25 protein-coding genes are annotated in these 19,677 nt (G+C 56.5%); 8 read left to right on the top strand and 17 right to left on the bottom strand.

The window, feature by feature from the left end:
• Positions 1-72: 72 nt before the first annotated feature.
• The 6 genes from Q3H59_RS00650 to Q3H59_RS00625 are packed head-to-tail and all read left to right on the top strand — an operon-like array spanning position 73 to position 6,057.
• Positions 73-1,263, top strand: coding sequence for a phage tail sheath subtilisin-like domain-containing protein (locus Q3H59_RS00650; protein ID WP_309832606.1), 1,191 nt, complete (start codon positions 73-75; stop codon positions 1,261-1,263).
• Between the two features lie 11 nt (positions 1,264-1,274).
• The gene (locus Q3H59_RS00645; protein ID WP_222213454.1) at positions 1,275-1,787 is read left to right on the top strand and encodes a phage major tail tube protein; all 513 of its coding nucleotides are present in this window, start codon (positions 1,275-1,277) and stop codon (positions 1,785-1,787) included.
• Positions 1,788-1,845: 58 nt separating this feature from the next.
• On the top strand, positions 1,846-2,145 hold the full coding sequence (locus Q3H59_RS00640; RefSeq protein ID WP_222213456.1) for a phage tail assembly protein: 300 nt from the start codon (positions 1,846-1,848) through the stop codon (positions 2,143-2,145).
• Between the two features lie 32 nt (positions 2,146-2,177).
• Positions 2,178-2,294 carry a GpE family phage tail protein gene (locus Q3H59_RS00635; RefSeq protein WP_222213558.1) on the top strand — a complete coding sequence of 39 codons (117 nt, stop codon included), beginning with the start codon at positions 2,178-2,180 and terminating at the stop codon, positions 2,292-2,294.
• The gene (locus Q3H59_RS00630) at positions 2,291-5,611 is read left to right on the top strand and encodes a phage tail tape measure protein (RefSeq protein WP_309832603.1); all 3,321 of its coding nucleotides are present in this window, start codon (positions 2,291-2,293) and stop codon (positions 5,609-5,611) included. The genes Q3H59_RS00635 and Q3H59_RS00630 overlap by 4 nt, the downstream gene beginning before the upstream one ends.
• Before the next feature lie 8 nt (positions 5,612-5,619).
• On the top strand, positions 5,620-6,057 hold the full coding sequence (locus Q3H59_RS00625) for a phage tail protein (RefSeq protein ID WP_222213460.1): 438 nt from the start codon (positions 5,620-5,622) through the stop codon (positions 6,055-6,057).
• Between the two features lie 31 nt (positions 6,058-6,088).
• Here the strand turns inward: Q3H59_RS00625 and Q3H59_RS00620 are convergent, their stop codons facing one another.
• From Q3H59_RS00620 to Q3H59_RS00540, 17 genes are all read right to left on the bottom strand, one after another.
• Positions 6,089-6,565, bottom strand: a complete 477-nt coding sequence (locus tag Q3H59_RS00620; RefSeq protein ID WP_222213462.1) for a tail fiber assembly protein — start codon at positions 6,563-6,565, stop codon at positions 6,089-6,091.
• A 2-nt stretch (positions 6,566-6,567) separates the two neighbouring features.
• Positions 6,568-7,614, bottom strand: coding sequence for a phage tail protein (locus tag Q3H59_RS00615; RefSeq protein WP_309832598.1), 1,047 nt, complete (start codon positions 7,612-7,614; stop codon positions 6,568-6,570).
• Positions 7,611-8,219, bottom strand: a complete 609-nt coding sequence (locus Q3H59_RS00610) for a phage tail protein I (protein ID WP_222213465.1) — start codon at positions 8,217-8,219, stop codon at positions 7,611-7,613. Before Q3H59_RS00610 ends, Q3H59_RS00615 begins: the two co-directional genes overlap by 4 nt.
• 2 nt (positions 8,220-8,221) lie before the next feature.
• Positions 8,222-9,139, bottom strand: coding sequence for a baseplate J/gp47 family protein (locus Q3H59_RS00605; protein ID WP_309832596.1), 918 nt, complete (start codon positions 9,137-9,139; stop codon positions 8,222-8,224).
• On the bottom strand, positions 9,136-9,492 hold the full coding sequence (locus tag Q3H59_RS00600) for a GPW/gp25 family protein (protein WP_309832593.1): 357 nt from the start codon (positions 9,490-9,492) through the stop codon (positions 9,136-9,138). The genes Q3H59_RS00605 and Q3H59_RS00600 overlap by 4 nt, the downstream gene beginning before the upstream one ends.
• Complete coding sequence (locus Q3H59_RS00595) at positions 9,489-10,052, bottom strand: phage baseplate assembly protein V (RefSeq protein ID WP_309832591.1); 564 nt, start codon at positions 10,050-10,052, stop codon at positions 9,489-9,491. The genes Q3H59_RS00600 and Q3H59_RS00595 overlap by 4 nt, the downstream gene beginning before the upstream one ends.
• Positions 10,049-10,690 carry a phage virion morphogenesis protein gene (locus Q3H59_RS00590; protein WP_222213469.1) on the bottom strand — a complete coding sequence of 214 codons (642 nt, stop codon included), beginning with the start codon at positions 10,688-10,690 and terminating at the stop codon, positions 10,049-10,051. Before Q3H59_RS00590 ends, Q3H59_RS00595 begins: the two co-directional genes overlap by 4 nt.
• Positions 10,683-11,177, bottom strand: coding sequence for a phage tail protein (locus Q3H59_RS00585; RefSeq protein ID WP_255606757.1), 495 nt, complete (start codon positions 11,175-11,177; stop codon positions 10,683-10,685). The genes Q3H59_RS00590 and Q3H59_RS00585 overlap by 8 nt, the downstream gene beginning before the upstream one ends.
• Position 11,178: 1 nt before the next feature.
• A complete protein-coding gene (locus Q3H59_RS00580; RefSeq protein WP_309832588.1) occupies positions 11,179-11,322 on the bottom strand; it encodes an Rz1 lytic protein in 144 nt (47 codons plus the stop codon).
• Positions 11,315-11,719, bottom strand: a complete 405-nt coding sequence (locus tag Q3H59_RS00575) for a hypothetical protein (protein ID WP_309832586.1) — start codon at positions 11,717-11,719, stop codon at positions 11,315-11,317. The genes Q3H59_RS00580 and Q3H59_RS00575 overlap by 8 nt, the downstream gene beginning before the upstream one ends.
• Positions 11,719-12,264 (bottom strand): lysozyme, encoded by a 546-nt coding sequence (locus Q3H59_RS00570; RefSeq protein WP_309832584.1) that lies wholly within the window; start codon positions 12,262-12,264, stop codon positions 11,719-11,721. Before Q3H59_RS00570 ends, Q3H59_RS00575 begins: the two co-directional genes overlap by 1 nt.
• A complete protein-coding gene (locus tag Q3H59_RS00565) occupies positions 12,261-12,554 on the bottom strand; it encodes an HP1 family phage holin (RefSeq protein WP_222213473.1) in 294 nt (97 codons plus the stop codon). The genes Q3H59_RS00570 and Q3H59_RS00565 overlap by 4 nt, the downstream gene beginning before the upstream one ends.
• Positions 12,545-12,748: a tail protein X gene (locus Q3H59_RS00560; protein ID WP_309832581.1), complete on the bottom strand. Its 204-nt coding sequence runs from the start codon at positions 12,746-12,748 to the stop codon at positions 12,545-12,547. The genes Q3H59_RS00565 and Q3H59_RS00560 overlap by 10 nt, the downstream gene beginning before the upstream one ends.
• Positions 12,748-13,242: a head completion/stabilization protein gene (locus tag Q3H59_RS00555; protein ID WP_309832577.1), complete on the bottom strand. Its 495-nt coding sequence runs from the start codon at positions 13,240-13,242 to the stop codon at positions 12,748-12,750. The genes Q3H59_RS00560 and Q3H59_RS00555 overlap by 1 nt, the downstream gene beginning before the upstream one ends.
• Positions 13,243-13,339: 97 nt before the next feature.
• On the bottom strand, positions 13,340-14,413 hold the full coding sequence (gene gpM / locus Q3H59_RS00550) for a phage terminase small subunit (protein WP_309832575.1): 1,074 nt from the start codon (positions 14,411-14,413) through the stop codon (positions 13,340-13,342).
• Between the two features lie 44 nt (positions 14,414-14,457).
• Positions 14,458-15,507, bottom strand: coding sequence for a phage major capsid protein, P2 family (locus tag Q3H59_RS00545; RefSeq protein ID WP_309832573.1), 1,050 nt, complete (start codon positions 15,505-15,507; stop codon positions 14,458-14,460).
• A 46-nt stretch (positions 15,508-15,553) separates the two neighbouring features.
• Complete coding sequence (locus tag Q3H59_RS00540; protein ID WP_309832571.1) at positions 15,554-16,390, bottom strand: GPO family capsid scaffolding protein; 837 nt, start codon at positions 16,388-16,390, stop codon at positions 15,554-15,556.
• A gap of 148 nt (positions 16,391-16,538) precedes the next feature.
• On the opposite strand from Q3H59_RS00540, the gene Q3H59_RS00535 reads away from it, so the two are divergent.
• Positions 16,539-18,251 (top strand): terminase large subunit domain-containing protein, encoded by a 1,713-nt coding sequence (locus Q3H59_RS00535; protein WP_309832569.1) that lies wholly within the window; start codon positions 16,539-16,541, stop codon positions 18,249-18,251.
• A 2-nt stretch (positions 18,252-18,253) separates the two neighbouring features.
• The gene (locus Q3H59_RS00530) at positions 18,254-19,318 is read left to right on the top strand and encodes a phage portal protein (protein WP_309836598.1); all 1,065 of its coding nucleotides are present in this window, start codon (positions 18,254-18,256) and stop codon (positions 19,316-19,318) included.
• Positions 19,319-19,677: the final 359 nt, after the last annotated feature.

Raw genomic sequence — 19,677 nt, 5'->3', positions numbered from 1 at the left:
ACCACCGGCGCGTGAACTGAATGAGGTAACTGGTGATGATGGAACCACTCATCAACGAGAGGCATTACGACCATGACCGACACATTTCATCACGGCGTGAAGACAACTGAGACCACTCAGCTCAGCACGCTTATCCGTGATATTGACACATCAACGATTGGTGTTGTCTGTATCGCGGATGACGCGGACGCAGCAGCGTTTCCGCTTAATACGCCGGTGCTGATCACCCGCGTAAGCAGCGTGCTCGGCAAAGCCGGCAAAAAAGGCACGCTCTACACCACGTTAAAAGCCATTTCAGATCAGGCCAGCCCGAAGGTGATTGTTATCCGCGTGCAGGATGCATCTACCTACAAAAAAGCTGAGGGGGAAGTCGCACCCACGCAGGATCAGCTTGTCATCGGCGGCACTGGTGCAGACGGACGCTATACCGGTCTGTTTGCACTGCTGTCTGCATCGGCCAGCACCAGTGAAACGCCTCGCGTTCTGGCCGTTCCGGGCCTGGACTCTGCTGCTGTCGCTGCACAGCTTGGCGTCATTGCGGAAAAGCTGCGCGCATTTGCTTATATCGGTGCATACGGCTGCAAAACCATCGCAGAAGCCAAAGCCTATCGCGCCACCTTTGCGCAGCGTGAGCTGATGGTCATCTGGCCTGAGTTTATCGCCTACAACTCGGCATCAGGTCAAAACGAAACCATCCCTGCCACCGCTTACGCCGTGAGTCTGCGTGCGAAAATTGATGCCGATCAGGGCTGGCATAAAACGCTGTCGAACGTTGTGGTCAGCAACGTGCTGGGCATTTCAGCTGATGTTTACTGGTCGCTTCAGGGCACCGATACGGACGCCGATGAGCTCAATAGCAAAGGCATTACCACGCTGATTAAGCGTGATGGCTTCCGCTTCTGGGGCTCCCGCACATGCGATGCGGAAACCTATACCTTCGAAAGCTATACCCGCACCGCTCAGATTCTGGCAGACATGATTGCTGAGGCGCACTTCGGGTATATCGATAAGCCGCTTACGCCATCGCTGGTTAAGGACATCGTGGACGGAATTAACCGCAAAGGCGCTTCGCTCGTAACGTCAAACCGCCTTTTGGGCTTCAGCTGCTGGTATGACAAAAACGATAACTTCACGGGCGATTTGCGCGATGGAAAGCTGCGCATCCGCTACAAATACACGCCAGTTCCTCCGCTTGAACAGCTGGGACTGACGCAGGAATTCACCGACGAATACTTTGCCGTATTCGATCAGCTTTCAGCGTAACGGGGGAAGCAATGTCATTACCTAAAAAACTGTTTCTGTTTAACACCTTCCTCAACGGCGCAAGCTTTCTCGGTCAGGCGGAAGAACTCACTACCCCAAAGCTCACCCGTAAAACGGAGGATTATCAGGGCGCGGGCATGGTTGGCGCGGTAGCCGCTCACATGGGGTTTGAGGCAGGCGCGCTGGATATGGAGCTCACCATGGGCGGCCTGTCAGTGGAAATGCTGAAAACCTATGGCGCTAACATCGACGGTACGCAGCTGCGCTTTGCTGGTTCCTATTCCGACGACGCTACCGGTGAAGCAATAGCCTGTGAAATCCAGACACGCGGACGCGTGACTGAAATGGATTGGGGTTCAGCAAAGCAGGGGGATAACACGCAGCATAAGTACACGCTGAAAAATACCTACTGCAAGATCACTGTAGATGGCGATGAGTTGTTTGAAATCGACCTTCTCAACATGATCTGGAAGGTTGACGGTACGGACATCCTTGAGAAACACCGCGCCAATATTGGCCTGTAATTAACCCTACATAATCAATTCACCGGCGGCCATTCGCCGGTTCAATAGGAATAAAAAAATGCGTAAACCTATCGCCCTGGTAAAACCGGTCATCCGTAAAAACAGCGAGATCAAAGAAGTTACCGTCACTGAAGCCATGCAGCAAACCGGCTCCCTGCGCGGACTGAAGCTGTATGACGTCATGACCAGCGACGTCGATTCACTGATTAAGCTGCTGCCACGCGTCACCAGTCCGGCGCTGACTGAAGCTGAAGTATCACTGCTGGACGTGCGCGACTTCGCAGAACTTTCTAAAGAAGTGGCTGATTTTTTGGCGCCATCCTCCGTGACCAGCACGACCGAAGCGGAAGACGCGTAATACTGTGCCCGGCGGTTCTGACCGATGAACTGATCGCAGATATCGCCGTTATCTTTCACTGGCCGCCGTCCGCGTTTGATGACATGCCCGTGAATGAACTGATTGACTGGCATTCGCGCGCGGTAGCCCGTAGCGGAAGCGAAGAATGACAGATCGCAATCTCAGTATCCGCGTCGCCTTCGACGCGGTTAATAAGCTCACCAGTCCTGCCAGTGCCGCGCAGAAAAGTGCCGCCGCGCTGGCCTCCCAAATCCGCGACACGCAGTCCTCACTTAAAAGCATGGAACGCAACGCCGCCAGTTTTGACCGGCTTACGCGCGCATCGCAGAAAACCTCACAGCAGCTGAACGAAGCAAAGAACAAAGCGAAAGAGCTGCGTGACAGCTTTGGCCCGGCCAGTCAGCGCACCGAAGAGCAAACCGCCGCGCTGAAGCGACAATCGGAAAGTATCCGTCAACTGACCCGCGCCCAGAACGAGGAGCGCGCGAAACTTGGCGCGCTGAGTTCCTCCATGCTGCGCCACGGCATTGTGCTGCGTAACGGCTCAACGGCCACAGAACAAATCAGCCGCAGGACAGGCGAATACAACCGGCAACTGTCAGAACAGCAGCGAAGGCTGGCGGCGGTCAGTCGCGCGCAGGGTAATTACGAAAGGGCAAAAGAGCGCCGCGATAGCCTGACCGGCGGCGGGATGAAAGCAGTTGTAGCCGGTGCCGCTACGGTTGCGCCAGTCGTTAAATCTTTAACCAGCTACGCCAGCATGGAAGATGCCATGAAGGACGTCGCCAAACAGGTTAATGACCTGCGCGACGCCAGTGGCAACCGCACAGCACAGTATTACGACCTGCAAAAGTCCATCAAAGCGGCCAGCGAAACTCTTCCTATGGAGAACGGCGCGCAGGATTATGCCGCGCTTGTCGCCGGCGGCGCGCGAATGGGTGTGTCAAACAGTGACGATCCCTGGGAAAAGCAGAAAGCCGATTTAATGAGTTTTGCCAATACTGCCGCGATGGCGGCCACCTCATTCGACCTGCCCGCCGGCGAGCTGTCTGAAAGTCTGGGCAAAATCGCCGGCCTGTACAAAGTACCTACACAGAATATTGAGCAGCTCGGCGATGCACTTAATTACCTGGATGACAACGCTAAGTCCAAGGGTGCGGACATTATCGACGTGCTACAGCGTGTAGGTGGTATTGCAGACAAGCTCGATTACCGTAAAGCGGCCGCGCTGGGCTCGACTTTCCTGACGTTAGGCGCTGCGCCAGAAATTGCCGCCAGCGCTACCAATGCGATGGTGCGTGAGCTCGCTATTGCCACCACACAGGGCCAGAACTTTACCGATGGACTGAATTCGCTTGGCCTCAGCGCTGAAAAAATCCAGAAGGCGATGCCGACAGATGCAATGGGCACCATTATTACCGTGCTCGAGGCTGCGAAGAAACTCAGCCCTGATAAACAAACATCCGTTTTGACGCAGATTTTTGGCAAAGAATTCGGTGATGACGCAGCCAAACTGGCAAACAACCTTCCCGAACTTTACCGGCAGTTACAGCTGGTTAATGGCGAAGCCTCTAAAGGTTCAATGCGCCGCGAGTCGGATATCAACAAAGACTCTGTGTCCGCGCAGTATCTGATTGCCAAAGCCGCTATGAATAACAGCTTCAGCAGCCTGGGCGAAACGCTACGCGGCCCCGCCATGAGCGTCATTAAATACGTTACACAGATAACGCAGCGTTTTCGGGCGTGGGCAGAAGCCAATCCGGCTGTAGTCGCTTCCCTCCTGAAGGTTGCCGCCGTCATTGGCGTAGCGCTTGCCATAATGGGATCGCTGGCGCTGGCCATCGGTGCGGTGCTTGTGCCATTGGGCGCCATGCGACTCGGCCTGACGCTTCTTGGCGGAGGGAGGGGCTTTGGTGGCGCACTCGCTTCACTGGCGGGCATGGCGGCGCGGTTCCAAAACATCGTCCCGGCATCCGGCTCAGCAGGTGAAGCATTTAGATCCTTCATCAGTTTGTTCTCAGGCAGCGAAGCCGCTGAAGGTGTCAGCTGGCTTGAGAGGATCAGGGAAGGTCTTGGCGCCCTAAAAGGCGGAGACAACGATGATGAGGGAGGCATCCTTAATTCATTCAAAGGCGGCGCGTTAAATGCCATAAAAGAGCAGGCAGAAAATGCCGGACAGGCGCTGGTATCGGCTTTCCGCAATCCCCTTCAGGCGCTGACATTGCTGCGGGCACAGATGTCAGCAATGGCCGCGACCACCTTTGCCACCTTTGCAGCCGGTGCCAGCAAGATTGGAACAACCCTGATGTGGGTGGCCACATCCCCCCTCGCCGCAATCAGATATGCGCTCATCGGTGTTTCATCCATTATTGGTTTTCTGCTGAGCCCTATCGGTCTGCTCGTTGCAGCCGTTGCAGCAGCAGCACTGCTTATCTGGAAATACTGGTCACCGATCAAAGCCTTCTTCAGTGGATTCTTTGACGGCTTAATCACAGGGCTTGCACCTGTTCGCTCCGCGTTTTCAGGACTGGTTCCGGTGTTTGAAGGCATCGGCAACGCGATTTCTGGCGTGTGGAACTGGTTTAAAAATCTCTTCGAACCGGTGAAAACATCTGCTGACTCTCTGAAGGAGTGCACGGAAGCCGGTCAGTCATTCGGGGTGATTGTAGGTAATGCGGTTTCCAGCGTGCTCAGCGTCATCATTAAAGTGGCTGAGGGTATTGGCTACCTGCTGAAAAAACTTGGCGCCATCCCTGAAGCGGCGAACGCTGCCAAAGAGGTCGCAAACGTCATGGACGCCGCTGCACCGGCTAAGCCGAAAGCGCCGATCATGTACATATGGGACGACAAGCAGAAAAAGATGGTCGCGCAGGCATGGAACCCTGTGCCGGCAACAACCGTTGCCGCAGCCGTTCAGAATGCACCACCCAAGCCGCCGGCATCACCGCCTACCGCATCACCGGCCAGCGCTTCAGGCTTTGACGCACTTAAAGGCACCAATCCCGGCAAAAAGAAAAAGTCAGCCGCTGAAAGCGCCACTGATGTCAGCGCCGCCGCACGCGATCCTGACAAGCTCGGCGAAATTGTGTTTAAAGACCATCCCCCGGTGCTGCCGGTTGTGGGTGACTGGCAGGAGCCAACTATTAGCACTCCCGCATCGAGTATGGCCGGAATTACCCAGCGCGTAGGCGACATGGTGCGCGGCATAGCGACATGGCCAACACGGGCACTTTCAGCCGCTATGCCAGTCCCTATCACACCTGCAGGACGGTCAAATCCGGACGGCCTGACGACAGCCGCCATCAGCGCGGCTGCGGGCGGCGACGTGATTAACCTGACAATTAATTTTTATGAAAGCGCAAAAATGGACGAAAAGAGCTTGGCTTCAGCGGTGCGCCGCGAGCTTGACGGGCTGATGCGTGAACGTGATAACCGCCGCCGCTCACAGCTGCGCGACAGAGAATAGGTGATTTTATGATGATGATTTACGGCATGTTCGTTTTCATGCGCCAGACTGCGCCATATCAGTCGCTAGAGCAGCAGACAGAATTTCGCCATGTTAAAAATGACCGGGTAGGAAAATCGGCAAAGTGGCAGTACATCGGGGCGGGCGAGGATACGATCACACTCACCGGCACGCTGTACCCGGAGATAACCGGCGGTGATGTGTCACTCGCCGCGCTTCGCACCATGGCTTACGGCGGCAAAGCCTGGCCCCTGATTGAAGGTACCGGCACGATTTACGGCATTTTTGCCATTACCAGCATCAGAGAGAACCGCACCGAGTTTATGCAGGATGGCAAGGCGCAGAAAATTGAGTTTACGCTGACGCTGAAAAAACAGAGCGAGGATATACGCGAAGGGCTGGGTAGCCTCACAACCAGTGACGTACTTTCGATGATAAGTCTGTAAAAAATAATGCCCGCTATCTGCGGGCTTTCAATTATTGGGGCTTTAAGGGCCAGCTGATACCTGGCGCGGCTGACACATCAACAAGGTTCAGTTGGTCGATATAGTCCAGCCAGATATTCAGGGTCTGTTTTTCATTGTCCAGCAGCGCCCTGCCAATCATCACCTTTGTCTGCAAAAGTGATATTTTCTGCGTAGCTTCTTCAGTCAGAGTCTGACGCTGCCGCTCTGCGTTCGCAATGTCCTGCGCCTGCTGCTGCGCTTTTGCCGCATCGCTCATAAACCACGTTTTTTTGCCGTCGTCCCATTCGCAGAGTGCGCCGGGACGTGGTTCGGAAATGACAAGCTTGTCCTTCTGAACGTACACCCGGCAAGCACTATTTATGGCGCTATAAAATTCCTGATATTGCTCCAAAGTGATTTCTCGGACATCTGCAGGAATATCATCTACCGCTGCATTGTCCTCAAAAGCCTCGTCGTAGAAAGCCTGCGTTGTTTCAGAAAATCTCATCGTTAATACCCCAGCGCAATATATGAACCTGTCATGGTGGTGTTCGGGCTTCGGCACTGAAAGCCAAAGGAGCCAGACGTCCTGCTTTTGCCAAATGCCCAAGCCATTTCCTGCTGACCTGCTCCGCCAACGTCGGACGATCCGCCGGTAATCACCTGAAGGACATTGTTTGGGAATGCAACCGGCCACGTGACGGTGGCTGTCGGGCTTTCGTAAACACCGTTTGTGCCGGAGCCTCCCGTTACGCTCGTAAAGGTTCCCCACTGAAGGTAAAGCACCTTTTTGATACCCGCGATAATCATTGGGATTTTGATGTAACCCGACTCACCGAGAACGCCGCCGCTTGCGCCTGCGAGCGCTGGCTCGGTCAGTCCCAGCACCGCAAGGGCATCAGGGACTTTACCTGCATCAGCCAGTTCCTTAAGAGCGCCGGCAATCTTCAGGTATTGCGCGTGTGGGTTGGCATCGTCCACGTGCTGCTTCAGCGTGTCGCCGCTGTACTCTTTCGCCTGCTCAAGCAGCGTGTCGGCATACTCCTTTGCTTCTGTTTGCAACTTTTCGGCGCACTGCTTCGCCACTATAACGCCGTCGTCCACATATTTACGCGTCGCCAGCACTACGGACGGATCAATCTTCAGCGTCACCGCGCTGGTGCTGTTGACGATGATAATCATGCGCACCGTCTGCGTGCGTCCGCTGCCCTCAGCCAACTGCGGCTTGTAGGTTTCGGCGCAGTTAGCAACGGCAATCATCACGCCGTCGGCGTCGAACAGCCCAATCTCGCGGATCCAGAAGCCGCCCTCACCCTCCGGGATAATCTGCTCGGCAATAATCTGGCTGCCATTAGCGGCATCTATCGTCAGCGAGTTGAGCGACGCGCGGCGCTTCTCGCCGATGAGTTTCGTCTGCGCCGGGTCAGGCGTGGGCAATGTGCCGCCACCATCGCCCACGGCCAGCTGCGTTATGTTCACTTTTGTTCCGAGTGCGGCAGCGTTGGCTAACTTTGCCGCGCCCTGATTGGTCAGCAGGGCAAAATATTTTGTCGTCATGCGCTCACTTCCGTCAGGTCGATAAGATGCACCGCCGCACCGGAATACACCGGCCCGCCGACGCTGATTAGTTCAGGGGTATAGGGATAAACGGTCAGCTCGTCGCCGCTGTAGCTGGCAACGGCCACCGGCACCGTGCCGTTCGCGTCCAAGGTGATCGAAAGCCCGATAAGATGGCGGCTGCACGGCTTGGCGTCGGCGATCACACGCTCCAGCTCGTGATACATTTCCTCGGTGATGCCGGTGTCCAGCACGCCCACGTCCAGCCTGAAAGTGCCCGGCTCATCGTTGGTTTTCCACCACTCAATCACGCGAATGAGATAGCCCAGCGGCTCGACCACTCGCCGAATCGCGCTGATGGTGCCCTTATGCTGATGGATATAAAATGCGTCCTTCACCACTTTGCGCTTCACGCTTTCAGTCCAGTTTTCATCCCACCGGTCAACCGAACGAGACCACGCCAGATAGGGCAGCAGCGAAACTGGGCAGGTGTCAGGATTCCAGATATCACGCAGCGGTGCGGCCAGCGCACTTAGGCCGCTGCGTGCTTTCGCCAGCCGAATTTCAGTATTCGTGGCAGACGGCGGGAGTAGGCTGTTTTTCACCGTCATGCGAGCACCTCATCGCTCGCCACCTCAATCGATACTGCCGTGCAGTATCCCGCCTGCGTGCGGTCAAAAATCATATCCGCTGCGGGTTCATGAAGTTCTACCCAGTCCACCCCGGCCACGCGCAGCACGGCGCTGTAAGAGTCGCGGCGCACGCTACGGCCCAGCTTTCGCTGTTCAGCAATATAAGCCGCCATCGCTTTACTTGCGGCCGCCAGACAGGGCGCGCCCGCCACGTTGTCATAAAGATGCAGCGTTGCTTTAACCTGATAATTGCTGATTACTGCCGGCTGCACGGACAAACGATCAGCAACGGGGCGAACAGATTCACCGTTTAGCGCAACATTCACTGCACTCAGCAAATCCGCTGGCGGCGTGCCGTCACCTTCCCGCGCCAGCAGCGTCAGCACTACTACCGCCGGACTGGGGCTCGTCGCCGAAACGTCCAGCACGCGGCCATCCACGCTGCGCGCGTGGGATTCATAGGCGGCGGTTGGCCCGGCAACTGACAGCCCTTCAAAGGCTGCCGGCACGCGCAGCCGCAGATCACTGTCATCTTCCATCACGGCATCCAGCGGCGGCACCGTAGATGAGTCTGCCGGCGTAATGGTCAGGCGGGTGACATTGTTGTTAGCAGCCAGATTGTCCAGATCCGTGCCGGTAGAAAATGCCACCATGCCGGCTACCGCCGCCTCGTTGATGCGCTGGCACAGCAGGATTTCGCGATAGCATCCTTCCTGCAACAGCATCAGCGCCGGCTCAGACTCCAGCTCAAGCGTGCGCGCAATGGCCGCTTGCTGCGATGCTGGGAAAAGCGAAACGTAGTAGGCTTTTCGCTCAGCAAGTAATGCCTCATAGTCCGGCACCTCGACAACCTGCGGCACCGGCAGCTGTGATAAGTCGATGACTCCGCTCATTGGCCTTCCTTCAGAGTGATATCGGTTGTAATGGTTGAGGACGTATCGCTGCGGCGGGATTTAACAATCATCTGTACCGCCCCCTGTTCCGTCGTCTCAACAGTCACAGCTACCGGCGTCAGTCGTGGTTCCCAGCGCCAGAGCGCGATGCAGGCTGCTGACATCAGCTTCAGGCGTGTCACCGCATTGTCAGGCTGGTCAATCAGCGAGAAGATGGACGAGCCGTAATCGCGACGCATCACCCGCGAGCCTGCCGGTGTCAGTAGAATGTTGTTCACTGATTGATGCAGATGGGCCTCATCATCAAGTACAGCGCCGTCAGCGCTGTTCATTCCCTTCCAGCCGGTACTCACTGCGGCCCCCCTGACATATCGCCGCCAGACTTAACCTTGTCGTGCACGTGCGCATCCGCAATCACACCGTTTGAGCTCATCTGGCCGCCGCCCTGAACCACTTCGCCGTTTATGATTGTTTCGCCGGCATTGATTACAAGACGGCCAACGTTCAGCGTCAGCGTTCCACTCATATCAATCAGGCCGGCTTTCATCGCCAGCAGGCTCAGAAGCCCGGCTGCCGGGTCATAACTTTTCTTCGCCCCGTCCGGGTAGCGCGTCACATCTATTTTTTTGCCGTTATCCGGCGGTAGCGCGTAATCACTGTAAAGGCTGAACGCAATGAAGGCGTTTTCCAGCGCGCCACCGGGAGCCAGAATCACGACCTGCTCTCCAACGGATGGCGCCCACCACGTAACGGCATCGCCGGCGCGGTCAGCACCCCAGCGGATCCAGTCAGTCTGAAGCCCGCCCGTCTGTACGCGCGCCACGGTCATGAGCAAATCCACCTCCGTTACGATGCCGACACGGATCATGCTCATCAGCGAGCGGTTAAGCTCAGCCAGTGTTAAATCGTTCACTTCGCCCCCTTCAACGCATCGGTAATGGCTTCAGTCACCGCATCCAGATCAGCCTCCGTCAGCCCCAGCAACTGGCGCTGCGGATAGCGCGCGGTGGCATTATGTGAAACCTTGTCGCTTAAACCGTCCTGGTGAATCCGGGCGATCGCTGCAGCACGGCCAGAAAAGCCCACCACTGCCGCATCCGGGTAGGCACTCGCCTTTAGGAATCGCTCCTGACGCAGCCGGCGAAACATCGGGTCAGGCTTGGTTTTGGTTTTCTCGCTTCGGCGCAGGTCAACGCTGAGATAGCGCTCAATGTCATCACGCAGAAAGGAGCGGATTGAGCCGCGTTCTTCATCAAAACCGGTGATCATGCGGTCACCATAGCGGCCCTTACTGTGTCGCCAGTTGCGCAGGCTGCGCGTCTGACCGTTCCACAGGAAACGAATGCCGCCCTGAGTGCCGATTTTCTTTTTGCGGCGGGCTTTATAAGCCGTGCCGTCCGGGTTTTTCTGCCTGCCGATACGCTTTTGTTGATTGCGGCGAATATCGCCGGCAATACGCCGCGCCATGCTGCGCCGCGTGGTGGCTTTGGTTACGCCAATCACATCGCGGATAATCGCGTCCAGCTCATGAAACATCAGCACATCAGCCATTGGCGTCACCCTCCGTCAGCTCTTCGCCAGTGTTGTCGTTGATGGCTAGCAGTGACCACTGATCATCAGGTGGGAACATCTCTTCGTGAAGCGGTTCATCGCGGTGCTTAGCCTGCGGTTTGCCGTTCTCATCAAAAGTTACGATCACCATTTCACTGGCTTTGATAACAAAGAGAATGTCCGCCGTGTCGTTGTTGAGCAGCTCAGCATCAAAGCTGATGCCCTCCTGACGCAGAGCAGGATTCAGCAGCAGTGCTGGCTGATGACGCCGCGCCCAGCCCAGCACCGGCATCGTCAGGCTGTCGAGGTCATACGGGTAGTCCATCGCCAGCACGTTCAGTTCATAGCCGTAGCTGTACGAGGCTGAAGCAGCGCCTCCGGCAATCACTTTGCCGCTGGTTACGTACACTTCCAGCCGGTCAGGGTTCTGCACAAACCACGGCTGATGCGCCACGATGGCCGCCCTGAGTAAATCCGCCTTCAGCATGTCAGTTCCCCGCTCTTACGCCGTCTGCTTTCAGCAGTGCGGCTTTGTCTTTGTTCGCGCTGTCCAGCGCATCCAGCAACGCATCATTCCATTCCAGTGATTCGCCCCATGACAGGCGCTTGCCCGCCATGCGTGGCTCAGGCACCGGCGTTGCCTGATACAGTTCCGCCGGCAGGCGGGGACACTGCGCGGGCACGTATACGGTCTGCTTTGTCGAACAGCCGGCGCTGAGCATCAGCAGGCACAGGCTCAGCTGCGCAGCGGTCACCCGACAGTGACGCATGCAGCGCCGCGCGGTCTTTTTCTCCCTGTTGCCGATCAGATTCTTTTTCACTGGCTCGCCCCGCTGAAATCTGGCTGAAAATGGTCATGGTGCGCTGCACGTTGCCGATCACGGTGGCGGCGCTGTCGATATCTTTTTTCGCCTGGCTGAGTTCGACCTGAGCACTGCGGTTTGCCAGAAATTCCCAGCCGGCAACCGCTATGGCCAGCACGGTCACAATCAGCAGGATCACCACCGGACTTATCTTTAGCTGGCTCATCAGTCCTCCGGCGTCAGGCACAGGCGGGACTCAACACCCCGGCGTTTAACCAGCCCGGCCAGCTTCACGCCGCCGGCGTTAACGAAGTCATTCAGCCGTCTGCACATCGCATCCCACTGAAGGGCCTGCGCGTTGCGCCAGATGGTTGTTTTCACCCGCTTTCCGGTGCGGTCCGTGTACCAGATGAGATTGAGGCAACCCATGTTGAACGCCGCAGAAGTCATGGCGTCGAACTGGTTCTGATTCATCTCACGCCCGTTGAAGTTCTGATTTACACAGCGCTCCGCCGTCTTCACGTCATCGGCCCACATCGATGCAATTTCGTCATCGCTGTAGAAGTGATGGGCATCAATTGCCGTGGTAGAGCCAATGCCAGCGGTCAGCTTGCCTGCCGGGCAGACATAAGGATCACGCCGGCACGATTCGGCATCACCGATTAACGCCAGTCCCTGCGGGCTGGTACGGATTTCGCCAGCGTACTTCACACCCATCAACCCGATGATCACGGATACAGCACAGGTCACAGCTCTACGCTTCATGCTCATGCGGTTTTTCGCCTCTTATCCAGCCTGGCGATTTCTTCAATCGCACAGACCACATCCGGCAAATCGTGCTGTGTCGCACGCTCCGCCATCTCTTTAAAAATGGCCGTGCGCTTCTTCTCCTCCTCTTCAATCCGCTGTTTGTGGCGGCGGTTGAGCAGATAAGTCAGGATGCCCAGCACCACGCCGATCAGCGTTGCCCACTGCGTCAGAGACAGCAGCCCCAGTGACGTCAGAAACGCCGAAGGAAGATAAGAGAGAAACGACACAACCCTATCCATGGTCAGTCCCATAGCTGCACCATCTCCGCCTTTGGTGCCGGGTCGATATCCGGCAGATAGATTTCCTGCCCCGCAGAGAGAAACGGACCGAACTCACACAGCCCCGGATTGGCATCCAGCACTGCCTCAGTTACGTCCCGCGTGCGCCCGTAATAGCGCTGACAAATCTGGTCCAGCGTGTCGCCCTGTAGCGCCTGCACGATCATCAGACCAGCTCCGCCAGACCGCGCGGCATAACCTGAAGGTCACGAATTGCCCAATTCGCATCGCGCCAGAGCGTGTCAATCTGAGAGGTCAACGCCGCCGCGTGTTTCTCTCCCTGCCCTGTCGTATCAAAGTCGCGATAACCTTCAGTCAGCAGCGCTTTCGCCATGCAGTACACCGCACGCTGGAAGCAATAAACCCGCTCAGACTGCCCGTCTATTTCATCAGCCGGCACTGCATCCAGCTCCGCATATCCCTCAGCTTCCTGCATGGCTTTCCAGTCAGCCAGCTGGCGCGTCACGCTTCTCACCGCTTCGCGGGTGTTGTGCTGAAGCCTGTCCGTTGTCACCGTCCCGTTGAGGCGCATTGATTTACGCAGGTCAGCCAGGCGGATTTCAGGCCAGAACGCACCGGCTTTCACCGTCACGCCACCGTCATTGATATCCGGTGCGTCACCTTCAACGGGATTGATGTCTTTACGGGCTACAAGGCTCATCGCTTCTCTCTCAAAAGTCGGACGGTGGACAGCTGAACTAACGCAGCATTGCTGTTTACCTCAGCCGTGCCGCCCGGGTGCGCGGGGGCACTTTCGTTTACTGCGGCTTAGCGGTTTTTGCCGCTGCTCCCGTTCTGGCTTTCGCTGTGCCAGTGGTTTTTTTTGCCGCAGCCGCGCTGGTTTTGGTTTTACCAGCGGCTGTTTTTGTTCCTGCAGGACGGCCACGTTTAACCGGGGTTTTGGCTGCCGGCTCCGCCGCCGGTGTTTCAGCTGCTGGCACGGTTGCTTCTGCCCCACCGGCCTCAGCAATTACCGGCACAGTGGCTGAATCCGTAGCAACCAGATCAACTGCCGGTGCGTTGCCAGACTCCTGGCTGAGCACCACCGGCCCAGCGGCCAGCGGTACGGACTCACCGTTAATCACCGTCATGGCTGTTACAGCAGAGCGCGGGATATCAGCGCCGCTGTTTCCTCCGCCATTAAGCTCTTCAGTGGATTCCGGCACGTTTGACGCAGCCTTTTTCACCAGGCGATCAAGAATTTCAATGTCACGCTTAACGCCGATTTCGCTGAACTCCGCAATGGCTTTGCGCAGATATTCCAGCGCCTCATCCAGCGTTTCCGAGTTGGTGCGCAAGGTGTAGCCGATGCACTTCCAGAGCTTCGCGCGAACCGCTTCAGGCACATCTTCATTCGCCGTCAGGCCGTCCAGCGCCTTCAGCAAATCCACACTGACCGGCACATCTGACTGGCTGGCTTTGAAGTGGGAGAGCACCGGATCACAAATCTCATCCATCAGCACCACAGCCGCCGTACGCTGGAAGTTGTCGCCCATAGACAGGTGATGACGGATAACGTACTCACCAATGCGCAACGCCTCAGCGATACTGCCGGCATCGACGTGCCAGAGCATGACCGTGGTCAGCACCTCATCGGCCTGACCGCTGTCAGATGCCAGCACGCCATCTACCCAGCCCTGATAGTTCGGCAGGGCTTCGGCCTTGGTGTCCGCCTTGAGTTTGTTGTTCTGGATGCCACGAAAACGGTTTTTATCGATGCGCAGGCGGTGAAGCATCTGCTCATAAGCCGTCAGGTCTGCCATCGTGTTTGCGGCAGTGCCGCGATTCTGCGCCATTACCGATTCAAAATGGCGGCGTGCAGGTGTCAGCATGTTTCCCCCAGGCCGCCGGGGCTCGCCCGGCGGCTCAACGTGATTTACTCGCCACCTGCGGCAGGTTCTGCCCAGGTGATGTTTTCGATCAGGCAGCCAAAGCCGTAGTCTTCGATCACGTAGGCATCGTTCGATGACTCATAGGTCGAAATACGGTTGAACTCAGGCTCTTCTTTCAACATCCGGCGCTGCTTACCTTCCTGCCAGTAAATCGACAGGTTACGCAGCGAGGTCACGAGCATCGCGTGTTCAGGGAAGAACGGCGCGATCAGGGTTGGCAGGTTGTTAATCGTCTTACGCGACACAATCAGCTGACCAGCCAGTGATTCACTGTTCGGGTTGTTGTCGCTGATGCCGTTGATCAGCGGGTACTCACGCGCGGTCATGATATTGCGACCCGTGATCACCACCAGATCAGGCGATGTCTTGTACCACTCATCGAGCAGCGAGCTGGTTGCGTCATAAACCAGCGCATCAAGGTTGCTGTAGTCACCTTTGGCGGTGATTTTGTTTGACTCATCGCGGCTGGTCAGCGTGACGCCTGACATCACACGCTGCGGCGCATTGGCACGGTATTTCTGAAGCCAGCCGATATTCACATCCTGCAACAGCGGGTTAGCCGTCAGGTCTGACTTATCCGCATGACTGATACCGTTGAAGCCGACCATGATGCGATCCAGCGCACGGCGGTTAACCAGCTGATTGGTAATGCGCTGCTGGAAGTCCGGGTACTTGGCCCACATATCCAGCTGCGCATAAGTGATGAAGGTGTCAAAGTTGGTCTGCTCGCAGCGGAACTTGTCGCTGTCCAGCGTATGCACTGAACGCGGATCACGTCGCGTGGTGCTGCTGGCGTTGGTACTGGCAACCGGACCACCTACACCCAAGCCCAGCTTTTCGCCTTCCTGCTCAGTTACAGGGAAAATACCAATCTGTTTCAGGAACTCACTGGACTGCTGCACCTTATCTTCCAGCGTCTGTGACACGCTTGGTGCAATCGCAAAGTGGGTGTTTACATGGTGGATTGGCACGCCGTTAAGCTCAGCCTGACGCTGGCTGTAACCATCCCACAGCTTGCGGGTTTCTAATTTCATCTCACTATTCCTTGATCGGTTTATTCGGGTTTACGTGACTGCCGGATTAGCAGTCAGCCAGCTGCGTTCTATCTACGCCGTTGCTGCCTGAAGACTGAGGACGCTGGCTGAACCCGCCATCCTGTGACGCCAGCTGCGTTTTCAGCGCGGCCAGCTCACTGGTGAGCTTCTCAACGTCTGCCGCCTTCGCCATGCCGGTCTGCTGCTGGCTCAGCGCTTCGACGCGGTCCAGCACCTGCCCCTGAGACTCAGCTACAATCTCCACCGCTTCGCGGATCACGCCAGCCTCTGCCGAGAAACGGCGCTCGCCACCGGTGATAAGGTCTTTGATTTTAGAGAAGAACTTCTTACCGCCGTCTGTCTGAGACTCTTCCACCTCAAACTCAATTGCGGTTTCGAACGCTTCACTAAAGAAGCAGTTTTCGTTGGTTTTACGGTGAGCCAGCGGGTTAACCGCAGCCTTTGAGGAGAACTGAAGCATTTCAGTACCCAGGCTTGCCGGGCTGTCAGTGAATGCCAGCCCCATCAGGTAGGCTTTGCCGGTTTTGGCAAAATTCGGGTCAAACTCAATGCTGCTGTAGACCTTCTGACGTGACTTGTTGAGGGTGACCAGATCATCAGTCCCATCGATAAGCGCATACAGGCCTAGCTTGCCGGCTAGCGGCCCCTCTTTGATGTCGATGGCCTGCACGCTATCGACATCACCGTACATGCGGAAAGTACTGTCAGGGCTGAGGCTCTTCAGGTGCTCCAGATTGATTCGCGCACCGTAGACCTGCGGGTTATAGCTGTCTGCGATTTCCTGAATATGCTGGCGTTCCAGCTGGCGTCCATCGCAGGTCGCACCCTCGACGGCTACGCGGAATAATTTCGACTTCGGCATTCTCTTTGCTCCGGTTGATTAAGGTGCTTTCACCCTGTGCCCCTATCTTCCGAAACCGGGCAATGCCGCGCCACATAAGGGAATTGTGAGGTGCCTGTGACAACAGCTGGCGATATTCCACCTCGCGCGGGCGCGATAGCCTGTACCCATGAAAACAGCCCTCGATCCCCGAACAGAAGCCAAAGCCCTCTACTGGCAGGCATACAGCATCCCCCAAATCGCTCAGCGACTTGGGGTGAAGGCGAACACGCTTTATTCCTGGCGCCGCCGTGATGAATGGGACAAATCAACGCCCATTCAGCGGGCGCTTGAGCGCACCGATGTCCGCTATCTGCGGCTGATTGAGAAAGAAGATTTATCCGCTCACGACTTCAAGACGATTGACCTGCTCGGGCGACAGCTGGCACGCCTCGCAAGGGATGAAAGGAAAGAGCAGGACAAAGAGCAGAAGAAGAAGACGCCGAAGAACCACTTCACGGCTGAGCAGATCACAGAGCTGCGCACACTTGTGCTGGAGTCGCTGTTTGAGCATCAGAAACGGTGGTACAAGCAGCGCAACCTGCGTAACCGCTTCATCCTGAAAAGCCGTCAGATTGGCGCAAGCTGGTACTTTGCCCGCGAAGCGCTGTTGCGTGCGCTGGAAACTGGCACTAACCAGATATTCCTGTCTGCATCGCGTGCGCAGGCGTTCCAGTTTAAGAAATTCATTATTTTTCTGGCACGCAGCATCGGCGTTGAGCTGAAGGGCGGCGATGCGATCATTCTGTCGAACGGCGCAACGCTTTATTTTCTTGGCACCTCTGCGGCAACCGCGCAGTCATACACGGGTGACCTGTATTTCGATGAGGCGTTCTGGGTCGCCAACTTCCTGAACCTGCGTAAAGTCGCCGCCGGTATGGCAACGCAGGTAGGCCTGCGCCGCACCTACTTTTCCACTCCATCAGGGGAAGAGCACGAAGCCTATAAATTCTGGAACGGAGACCTTTACAACAAGGGCAAGCTTAAGAGCAAGCAGGTGCAGATAGACCTGTCACACAAAGCGCTGAAGAACGGCGTGCTGTGCGGTGACAATATCTGGCGTCAGATTGTCACCGTACAGGACGTGATTGATCAGGGCTTCCCGCTTATCGACCTGGAAGAGATCCGCAGCGAAAACAGCGATGAGGATTTCGACAACCTCTACATGTGTAAATTCGTCGTCGCCGGCGAACGTGCGTTTAACTACAACGCCCTGATTGGCTGTGGCGTGGATGGGTACAGCGGCATCTGGCCGGACTGGAACCCTTACGCACCGCGCCCACTCGCCAGCCGCCCGGTCTGGATTGGGTACGATCCCAATGGCAGCAGTGATAAAGGCGACAGCGCCGGCCTCGTCGTGCTCTCGCCACCACTGGTGCCCGGCGGCAAATTCCGCGTCATTGAACGACATCAGCTGCGCGGCATGGAATTTGAAGAGCAGGCGAAATTTATTGAGCGCCTCACCCGCATGTACAACGTGCAGCACATCGATATCGACGGCACCGGCATAGGCGCGGCAGTGCATCAACTGGTGCTGAAATTCTTCACGGCAGCGCAAATGCACCTTTACACCCCTGCGGTTAAACGCCAGCTGGTACTCAAGGCGCAGATGGTGATTCGCGCCGGCCGCTTCGAATACGACGCCGGCATGATGGATATCGTCAGCAGCTTTATGACCATCCGCAAATTCGTCACGCAGAGCGGCCAGACCTCTTACGCATCAGACCGTACACGCGGCAGCAGCCACGGTGACTTAGCCTGGGCAACGATGCACGCACTTATGAATGAACCGCTGGGCAATGATGCCGGCAGCGGCACAGAAAGCTTTGTTGAGGAATTTTGACCATGAGCCGCAGGAATAAAAAGACGTTCAGTAAACCCGCCACGCCAGCAAACAGCCAGCCTGCCGCTGAGATGGTCGAACCGGTTGAGGGGCTGGAATCATTTAGCTTTGGTGAACCCACATCCATCATGGATCAGTGGGACCTTCAGGACTGCATGGAGTGCGCCAACAATGGCCGATGGTATGAACCGCCCATCAGCACCTACGGACTCGCCCGTCTGCTGGCCGGCGCGGTGCACCATGAGTCGCCGCTGGTCTTTAAACGCAATGTGATCATGTCATGCTTTAAACCACACCCGATGCTTTCGCGTCAGGATGCCAGCGCATTCGTGATGGATTACCTTGTGTTTGGTGATGCCTATCTTGAGCGGCGCGATAACCGCCTGGGTGAACCGCTGAAGCTTAAGCACTCGCTGGCGAAATACACCCGCCGTGGCGTGGACCTCGATCAGTACTGGTTTGTTACTTACTACCAGGAGGATTACGCTTTTGAGCCCGGCAAGGTGTTCCACCTGCGAAACGCCAGCATCCACCAGGAGATTTACGGCGCACCTGAATACATGTCCGCGCTTCAGTCCATCATGCTGAACGGTGAGGCCACGCTGTTCCGCCGCAATTACTACATCAACGGCAGTCACGCCGGGGTTATCGTGTACCTCACCGATCCCGTGGCAAATTCGGCAGACGTGGAAAAGCTGAAGAGATCACTGAAAGATGCGCGCGGCGGCGGCGCGTTTAAAAACCTGTTTGTGTATGCCGCAGGCGGTAAGAAGGACGGCTTACAAATCCTGCCGTTCAGTCAAATAGCTGCAAAAGATGAGTTCACCGGCATCAAAGACGCCACGCGTGATGACATGCTGGCCATCCACCGCGTACCGCCTCAGCTGATGGGCGTCATGCCCAACAATACTAGCGGCCTCGGTGACATTGTGAAGGCTGCCAGGGTGTTTGCGATCAACGAACTCTACCCGATCATGGAATCGCTGAAGGCGGTCAACGACTGGCTAGGCGTTGAGGTGTTCCAGTTCAACCCTTATGCTCTGGCTGAAGAGAAAGCAGGCGACTGACGCCCGATTCCGACACCGCCGATCACACCCCATCTCACCAGAGCCCCTCAGCTCCACGCTGCGGGGCTCTCTGCTTTTCCCCCGTCACGCTAGGCCGCACGCCTGAACGCTTCAGGGCGCGGCATTTTTGCACCCATTTTCAGCGAATTAAAGGGGCATACCTACCCCCTGAAGAGCGCGACTGCTCCCCCGCCTCGCCCGCGCACAAAAATAGTGCCTTTTTTTGCACTTTTGCAGTGAACCGAAAACTGCGCCAGCACTGGCTTCATGCCGAATTTGTACGATTACAAAAGTTGTGCGTAGATTGACATTTTATTGCAGTGATTTCAGATTAGAAAACCAACAGGTTGAAAGGCAGC

This window comes from Pantoea sp. SORGH_AS_0659 (genome assembly GCF_031453915.1).
In the GTDB taxonomy this organism is placed as follows: Bacteria; Pseudomonadota; Gammaproteobacteria; order Enterobacterales; family Enterobacteriaceae; genus Pantoea; species Pantoea leporis.
This window is presented reverse-complemented; position numbering and strand designations above follow the sequence as displayed.

Excerpts from the sequence above, each read along its gene's own strand:
- Q3H59_RS00585 (WP_255606757.1), bottom strand. The coding sequence starts at position 11,177 with ATGCTGAAGGCGGATTTACTCAGGGCGGCCATCGTGGCGCATCAGCCG.
- Q3H59_RS00615 (WP_309832598.1), bottom strand. The coding sequence starts at position 7,614 with ATGACGACAAAATATTTTGCCCTGCTGACCAATCAGGGCGCGGCAAAG.
- Q3H59_RS00560 (WP_309832581.1), bottom strand. The coding sequence starts at position 12,748 with ATGATCGTGCAGGCGCTACAGGGCGACACGCTGGACCAGATTTGTCAG.
- Q3H59_RS00620 (WP_222213462.1), bottom strand. The coding sequence starts at position 6,565 with ATGAGATTTTCTGAAACAACGCAGGCTTTCTACGACGAGGCTTTTGAG.
- Q3H59_RS00575 (WP_309832586.1), bottom strand. The coding sequence starts at position 11,719 with ATGAGCCAGCTAAAGATAAGTCCGGTGGTGATCCTGCTGATTGTGACC.
- Q3H59_RS00640 (WP_222213456.1), top strand. The coding sequence starts at position 1,846 with ATGCGTAAACCTATCGCCCTGGTAAAACCGGTCATCCGTAAAAACAGC.
- Q3H59_RS00650 (WP_309832606.1), top strand. The coding sequence starts at position 73 with ATGACCGACACATTTCATCACGGCGTGAAGACAACTGAGACCACTCAG.
- gpM (WP_309832575.1), bottom strand. The coding sequence starts at position 14,413 with ATGCTGACACCTGCACGCCGCCATTTTGAATCGGTAATGGCGCAGAAT.
- Q3H59_RS00545 (WP_309832573.1), bottom strand. The coding sequence starts at position 15,507 with ATGAAATTAGAAACCCGCAAGCTGTGGGATGGTTACAGCCAGCGTCAG.
- Q3H59_RS00565 (WP_222213473.1), bottom strand. The coding sequence starts at position 12,554 with ATGGGACTGACCATGGATAGGGTTGTGTCGTTTCTCTCTTATCTTCCT.
- Q3H59_RS00630 (WP_309832603.1), top strand. The coding sequence starts at position 2,291 with ATGACAGATCGCAATCTCAGTATCCGCGTCGCCTTCGACGCGGTTAAT.
- Q3H59_RS00530 (WP_309836598.1), top strand. The coding sequence starts at position 18,254 with ATGAGCCGCAGGAATAAAAAGACGTTCAGTAAACCCGCCACGCCAGCA.
- Q3H59_RS00540 (WP_309832571.1), bottom strand. The coding sequence starts at position 16,390 with ATGCCGAAGTCGAAATTATTCCGCGTAGCCGTCGAGGGTGCGACCTGC.
- Q3H59_RS00625 (WP_222213460.1), top strand. The coding sequence starts at position 5,620 with ATGATGATGATTTACGGCATGTTCGTTTTCATGCGCCAGACTGCGCCA.
- Q3H59_RS00555 (WP_309832577.1), bottom strand. The coding sequence starts at position 13,242 with ATGAGCCTTGTAGCCCGTAAAGACATCAATCCCGTTGAAGGTGACGCA.
- Q3H59_RS00570 (WP_309832584.1), bottom strand. The coding sequence starts at position 12,264 with ATGAGCATGAAGCGTAGAGCTGTGACCTGTGCTGTATCCGTGATCATC.
- Q3H59_RS00590 (WP_222213469.1), bottom strand. The coding sequence starts at position 10,690 with ATGGCTGATGTGCTGATGTTTCATGAGCTGGACGCGATTATCCGCGAT.
- Q3H59_RS00645 (WP_222213454.1), top strand. The coding sequence starts at position 1,275 with ATGTCATTACCTAAAAAACTGTTTCTGTTTAACACCTTCCTCAACGGC.
- Q3H59_RS00535 (WP_309832569.1), top strand. The coding sequence starts at position 16,539 with ATGAAAACAGCCCTCGATCCCCGAACAGAAGCCAAAGCCCTCTACTGG.
- Q3H59_RS00605 (WP_309832596.1), bottom strand. The coding sequence starts at position 9,139 with ATGAGCGGAGTCATCGACTTATCACAGCTGCCGGTGCCGCAGGTTGTC.